The sequence below is a fragment of the Trichothermofontia sp. genome (assembly GCF_053493415.1).
This window is the reverse complement of the sequence record NZ_JBRCAD010000037.1, coordinates 1-6,263: the sequence shown is the minus strand read 5'-3', so window position 1 is coordinate 6,263 and position 6,263 is coordinate 1. Positions and strand designations below refer to the sequence as shown.

General features: G+C 57.2%; 8 protein-coding genes. 3 read left to right on the top strand and 5 right to left on the bottom strand.

Annotated elements, in window-relative coordinates:
• The 4 genes from ACWIUF_RS03600 to psb34 all read right to left on the bottom strand — a co-directional run.
• On the bottom strand, positions 1 to 379 hold a 379-nt coding region (locus ACWIUF_RS03600; protein ID WP_448570854.1), incomplete at its 3' end, for a CocE/NonD family hydrolase.
• A gap of 113 nt (positions 380 to 492) precedes the next feature.
• On the bottom strand, positions 493 to 726 hold the full coding sequence (locus tag ACWIUF_RS03595; RefSeq protein WP_448570853.1) for a photosystem II protein, Psb35-related: 234 nt from the start codon (positions 724 to 726) through the stop codon (positions 493 to 495).
• A gap of 99 nt (positions 727 to 825) precedes the next feature.
• Positions 826 to 1,023, bottom strand: a complete 198-nt coding sequence (gene pgr5, locus ACWIUF_RS03590) for a cyclic electron transport protein PGR5 (protein WP_448570852.1) — start codon at positions 1,021 to 1,023, stop codon at positions 826 to 828.
• A gap of 106 nt (positions 1,024 to 1,129) precedes the next feature.
• Positions 1,130 to 1,294, bottom strand: a complete 165-nt coding sequence (gene psb34, locus ACWIUF_RS03585; RefSeq protein WP_448570850.1) for a photosystem II assembly protein Psb34 — start codon at positions 1,292 to 1,294, stop codon at positions 1,130 to 1,132.
• 432 nt (positions 1,295 to 1,726) lie between these two features.
• On the opposite strand from psb34, the gene ACWIUF_RS03580 reads away from it, so the two are divergent.
• From ACWIUF_RS03580 to ACWIUF_RS03570, 3 genes are all read left to right on the top strand, one after another.
• Positions 1,727 to 2,716 carry a helix-turn-helix domain-containing protein gene (locus ACWIUF_RS03580; RefSeq protein WP_448570848.1) on the top strand — a complete coding sequence of 330 codons (990 nt, stop codon included), beginning with the start codon at positions 1,727 to 1,729 and terminating at the stop codon, positions 2,714 to 2,716.
• A gap of 123 nt (positions 2,717 to 2,839) precedes the next feature.
• Complete coding sequence (gene glcD, locus ACWIUF_RS03575) at positions 2,840 to 4,297, top strand: glycolate oxidase subunit GlcD (RefSeq protein ID WP_448570847.1); 1,458 nt, start codon at positions 2,840 to 2,842, stop codon at positions 4,295 to 4,297.
• A gap of 134 nt (positions 4,298 to 4,431) precedes the next feature.
• Positions 4,432 to 4,983 carry a DUF3887 domain-containing protein gene (locus tag ACWIUF_RS03570; protein ID WP_448570846.1) on the top strand — a complete coding sequence of 184 codons (552 nt, stop codon included), beginning with the start codon at positions 4,432 to 4,434 and terminating at the stop codon, positions 4,981 to 4,983.
• A gap of 60 nt (positions 4,984 to 5,043) precedes the next feature.
• On the opposite strand, the gene ACWIUF_RS03565 is transcribed toward ACWIUF_RS03570, so the two are convergent.
• The coding region (locus tag ACWIUF_RS03565) for a TldD/PmbA family protein (protein WP_448570845.1) at positions 5,044 to 6,263 on the bottom strand (1,220 nt) is incomplete at its 5' end.

Below are 6,263 nucleotides of genomic sequence, written 5' to 3'. Positions count from 1 at the left end.
GGGGGTGGGCCGAGGCGGCATACAGTTGGGTCATGCCTTGGTAGGAGAAGCCGTACATCCCTACTTCCCCCGTACTGCCCGGTAGCTGGGCAGCCCAGTTCACCGTTTCCAGTCCATCACTGACCTCATGGGCAAAGGGTTCAAATTTGCCTTCCGAGGTACCCCGTCCCCGCACGTCTTGAATTACGACAATGTACCCATGCGCGGCATACCAACTGGGGTGGGCATAGACCACAGTGGAGGCGATTGACCGACCGTAGGGCTGGCGCATCAGTAAAACGGGAAATAACCCAGCGATCGTGGGCCGGTAGATATCAGCATCCAGCCGGACCCCATCGCGGGTTATGAGCGAATCGTTATTTTTTTGGACGGGTAGCATGGATTGTATAGTAGCGCTAACCCGGCCAATGGGTTGGGGGATATCTGGGTTTGGGATATCGGGTGTTGCGATACCAAGCCGGCTCGCAGTTGGCTTCCCGTGTTCAAACATCCCTAGGCGCGGGACAGCCGGTTGCTGGTATAGGCATCGGCAACCTCAAAGGCGGGTGTCCGAATGCTGTAATCAATGCTTTGCCCCGTGACCGCTTCCGACAGCTTTTCAAACGACGCCGATCGCCAGTTACGCTCATGGATGGGCTTGGTTTGTTCGCCTCGGAAATAGGCTTGGGTACCAATCACGGACGCAGCCACCCAACCCACAATCAATACAGAAATCACGATAGCCATAGTCAGTATCTCCTGGTTATTCAATCAATTCGTTACGCATCAAAATCAACTCAAATCAAGCCAATTATTCCCACCATTCCTCTGGCAATGGCTTGGGATCTAGGCCAGTAAACCGAGTTTTTTACCATTATCACGCGCCAAGCGAATGAAGTTTTGTCGCTGGGTGCGATCAATACCCAGGCGATTGCAAACATCGGTAATGACCTGGGAGTGCAGGGCGATCGCCTTACCCCGCAACTTGATAAATTTGGCATCCCCTAGGGCTTGACGAACCAAAATCACGATCGGTGCAAACATCTTCCAATTCTCCTAAATAACGCTAAACCGTAACGATGGGGGACAGGTCATAAAATCAGCCATTTTTCAGCAGCAGTGGACAAACCAACCGCCGTGCTGGGAAATCCTATGCCGCCGCCGCAACCACCATCAGCAAAGTGACAAAGAGGGTCGCGACGGCACCCTGTAACGCGTACTGCCGCTGTTGCGCCTCGGAGGGATAGGTGGCGTAGGTCATCGCTGGCTCGATCGCGTAGTTGTTCAGAACGCCTCGGTCATCGGTGGTGTACATGTCGCTGGCTCCTTGAGTTGCTTGGGTTTGTAACTTTATGTAAATAACTCTAACAGCTCTGTAACAATTCTGCAACAATTCTTGCAAATTTTTTGGGGAGGTGCTAAAGCGGCAATTCGGATGGGAGAGTGCGGGGTACGGATCGGGGCTGCTGCGCCAGGGGCGGGTTAGGGCATGGCCTTGGGGACGGTGGGCGTGTTCAGATGGGTACTGCGGGGCGGTGATCATCCGTTTCCCGGCGGTTCTGCCCCAGGCGTGGTGAAGTTTGACGAAGTTTCCAGGTTTTTTCCTGATCGCCTAGCGCGATCGCCGTTTGGGTGGGTTAAGGCGATTTCCGATGAGCCTTGCCGCATCTGTGCAGGAGAATCGGTCCCAGCATCTACCGTATTCCCCACCCTCTAGAGACTGGAAACGACTATGCATTCCCTCTGTATGTCTGGATCTGATGTGCCTGGACCTACCCTATTGCCGAGCGATCGCCTGGAACTCAGTGCGGAGCAGTGGCAGAGCCTCATCCACCAGGCTGAAGTCGCGCTGTGCGAAAGTGATGTTTACCGGCAGGCCCTAGCAAAGCTGCGCCAAACCCTCGGCGAAACGGCGGAAGAATTCCAATTCCTCTTGCAGACGATCGGCCAAGAAGCGATCCGCTTAGCGCTGCAACCATTCAGTCGGCAGCCGCTCCCGGCCACCGTGGCCCAGCCTCCCGATGTCAAAGTTGCTCCCTCCTCGGCCTCAACCCCAGCTCCAGAAACCCCTCAGGATCGGGCAGCGGTGCTGTTGGCGGATGATTGGGTACCGAATCCCACCCCCGCATTACCCGCTGCAGCGAAGAAGGGCCGTTTCCGCAAAGCCCAACAACAGGCGATCGCGGCGGCTCAAGCGCGGGAAGAACGACTCTTAGAAATTGGCCGCATTCTCCAACAAGCTAGGGCAACCAAACGCCTCTCCCTAGGTCAACTCCATAGCCTGACCCTGGTCCCCACCCACCAAATCACGGCCCTCGAAACGGGACAATTGGCACACCTACCGGAAGACATCTACATTCGGGGCTTTATTCGACGGCTGGGCAATGCCTTGGGCTTGCATGGAACTGAACTGGCAGCATCCCTACCGAAGGATGATCCCAATCGCGGGGTTGTACCCTCTTGGTACCATCCCATTAAGGATAGGGGCCTGTATTTGCAACCGAGCCATCTTTATTGGGGCTATGCAGCGGTCATGGCGGGGGCAATGGGGGGGTTAGCCTGGGTCACCCAGCAGACGACACCGGAAGCTGTTGCCCAGCCGGCAGTTCCTGCGGCAGCCAGTCTCCTCTCCCAAGCGGAGCAGGCGACAACAGTCACCAGTCCCCCTGGGATGCAGGCCAATGGCCGAGTTGCGGTGGGTTCTGAGATTGCGGCACCGGAAGCCCTGCCTTATTAATGAGGCGGACTGGGTGGCAGTTATGGCAGTTCACAGGGCGCAGGTGATCTCGTATTGGGAAGGATCAGGCGATCGCATACGCTAAGCTGAAAAGCGTAGATCTCTGCAAGCACAACGGTAGCCATGCCCCAGCGCGACTGGTCTTTCCTGACTCGACAATTTGCAGCCGCGATCGGTAAAGATAAGGTCATCCGTAAGCGGGAAGAATTGCTGGTGTATGAATGCGATGGCCTCACCAGCTACCGCCAGCGGCCCGCCGTTGTGGTGCTGCCCCGGACTACCGAGGAAGTGGCCGCGATCGTGCGGATTTGCGATCGCGAAGCAGTGCCCTTTGTGGCCCGGGGGGCGGGAACCGGTCTCTCTGGTGGTGCGTTACCCGTGGAAGACTGCGTGCTGATCGTCACGGCCCTGATGCGCCAGATCCTCAACATCGACTACGACAATCAGCGCATCACCGTCCAGCCAGGGGTGATCAATAACTGGGTGACCCAGGCCGTTAGTGGGGCCGGTTTCTACTATGCCCCCGATCCGTCCAGTCAAATTATTTGCTCGATCGGCGGCAATGTGGCGGAAAATTCCGGGGGCGTCCATTGCCTCAAATATGGCGTCACGACGAACCACGTCCTAGGGTTGAAGTTGGTGCTGCCCGATGGCGCGATCGTCGATGTGGGAGGGAGTATCCCGGAAATGCCTGGTTACGATCTGACGGGCCTCTTCGTCGGCTCGGAAGGGACCCTGGGGATTGCCACCGAAATTACCCTGCGCATTCTCAAGGCCCCGGAAGCCGTGCGGGTATTGTTGGCAGACTTTACCGCGATCGAGGCTGCTGGTGCCGCAGTCTCGGACATTATCAGCAGTGGCATTATTCCGGGGGGCATGGAAATCATGGACAACCTCAGCACCAATGCCGTTGAGGATGTGGTGGCGACCGGCTGTTATCCCCGTGATGCCGCCGCCATTTTATTGGTGGAACTGGATGGCCTCGAAGTGGATGTGGAAACGAACAGTCAACGGGTCACCGCAATCTGCCAGCAAAATGGTGCCCGCAGTGTTGTCAGTGCCACCGATCCGGAGCAACGCCTGAAACTCTGGAAAGGCCGCAAGGCTGCCTTCGCGGCGGCTGGGCACATGAGTCCTGACTATTATGTCCAAGATGGCGTTATTCCCCGCACCCAACTCTCCTATATCCTGCGAGAGATTGAACAGTTGAGCCAACAATACGGCTTCCGGATTGCCAATGTTTTCCATGCGGGCGATGGCAATTTACATCCCCTGATTCTGTACGATAATGCCGTCCCCGGTGCCCTGGAGAAAGTGGAAGAACTGGGCGGCGAAATCCTGAAACGCTGTGTGCAAGTCGGGGGCAGTCTATCTGGCGAACACGGCATTGGGGCCGATAAGCGCTGCTATATGCCCGCCATGTTTAATGCCACGGATCTCGATACGATGCGTTGGGTCCGCCAAGTCTTTAACCCCAAGGGCTTAGCCAATCCCGATAAAATTTTCCCGACCCCCCGTACCTGTGGGGAAGCCGCCCAAGCCAAACTGAGCTACCAGGCACAAGGCGCTGAGGTATTCTAAGGCCCCGAATTCATACCCAGCAACCATACCCAGCAATATGATGGGGGTAGCGTTGGGGAACCAGCGATCGCCGTACAATAAACGCGACTTCAAACCATGATCTCGAACGATTCAAAACGAGAAAGGAACACTGAATGCTTGTCAAATCTACACAGCCATACCTGATCGCGAGTCTGGCGGTGACCCTTTGGGCGGGGGGGCTAGTCCCAGTCAACGCGGATGAGCCAGTCGCAACTACCCACTCCCAGACGGCGATACCCAGCCCCCTGGGCCAGAGACCCTCAACGCCGACAACCCCGCCTGTCAGGGCGGACAACCCTCGCGATCGGGAAACCCGTGACGCCGTCAGCGATATCGAAGACCGCGCCGAAGCCTTTGTCGATGCCCTCGCCGCTGCCCACTATGAGCACGCCTGGAGCTATCTCCATCCCATTTTGCAAGCGGAAATCTCCCCCGCCCGGGTCGAGCAAAAGTGGGAATCCTTACTCCGCCGGACGGGTCCCTTTGAGCGACGGCTCAACACCCAAACCCAGCGCAATCTGGTAATTATCAAAGCCAAATTTGGACGCACCACCGACGATCTGTTCCTCGTCTTTGATAACGAGGGGCGGATTTATAGCGTTGATTTTCCCGCCACTGCAACAGACGACTTGTTTGGCAAGGCCAATAACCCAACGTCTCCCTAGCCGAATGGCTCCTTGTCCTTCATCAGGCCGCCGATCGCCCCTACAGGTCACCTAGAAACCTCAAACAGCCTCACCACCCACGACCACATTGCGAATCCGCAAACTGGGGCCACCACAGCCCACGGGTAACCCACCCTGGCCTCCTTTACCACAGCCGCCCGACTCATCCCAATAGAAGTCATCTCCGATCGCTTCAATGTCAGCCAGGGTCTTAAACACATTGCCGGATAGCGTAACATCGCGCACGGGTTCAGCAATTTTCCCCTTACGGATCATCCAGGCTTCCCCGGCACTAAAGGTAAACATTTCCCCATTGGTCATCCCCCCCAGCCAATTGCGGGCATAGACGCCTTCCTGGATATCACGACACAAGTCCGCCACGGGCGTCTTTCCTGACTCGATCCAGGTATTGGTCATGCGGACGATCGGCGGATAGTGGTAGTTCAGGCAGCGGGCGTTGCCCGTGGGGGCTTCCTCTAACTTGCCCGCCGTTTCCCGTGAGTGGAGGCGACCGACCAATTCCCCATCCCGAATGAGTTGGGTGGTGGTGGCCGGGGTGCCTTCGTCGTCGTATTGATAGCTGCCACGATGGCCCAGGGGAGCCGCCCCGTCAAAAATTTGCAGATCCGGGGGACCAAAGCGCCGCCCGATCGTCATCACTTCCAGCAGATCCGGATTTTCGTAGGCCATGTCAGCTTCTGAGAGATGACCAAATGCCTCATGGACAAAGAGTCCCGTGAGGATAGGGTCAATCACGACCGTATAGGTGTTGCCCTTCACTGGGGGCAGAACGAGGGCGTCCACAGCCCGTTGGGCCGCACTCCGTACCTGCTGATCTAACCCGAGCAAGTCTTCATAGGCGCGACGCGATCCGGTCGTTTCCCGTCCGGTTTGCACGGTTTCGCCATTCCGGGCGGTGGCTGCAAATCGCATTTCCATATCCACCCAGGACTGTTCAATTAGGGTGCCTTCGGAGGTGATCAAGATCATGCGTTGGGCACTGTCGCCATACCGCACAGACACCGTGGCAATGCGATCGTCTACCTGTCGCAGAACCGTGGCGTAGTGATCACATAATTGCTTTTTCTCAGCCAGGGAAATCTGGCGCGGATCGGTGCCACTGAGGGGCAGGTGACAGTCCGCTTGGACGATCGCGATCGGGGCCAGGATGGTTTCTTCGGTGCCCACCAACCGCGCGGCACTCACGGCCTCTTCGATGCGCTCCGCCAGGGCACCCAGGTGATTAAAACTGGCAAAGCCCCACCCACCCCGGTAGCAGG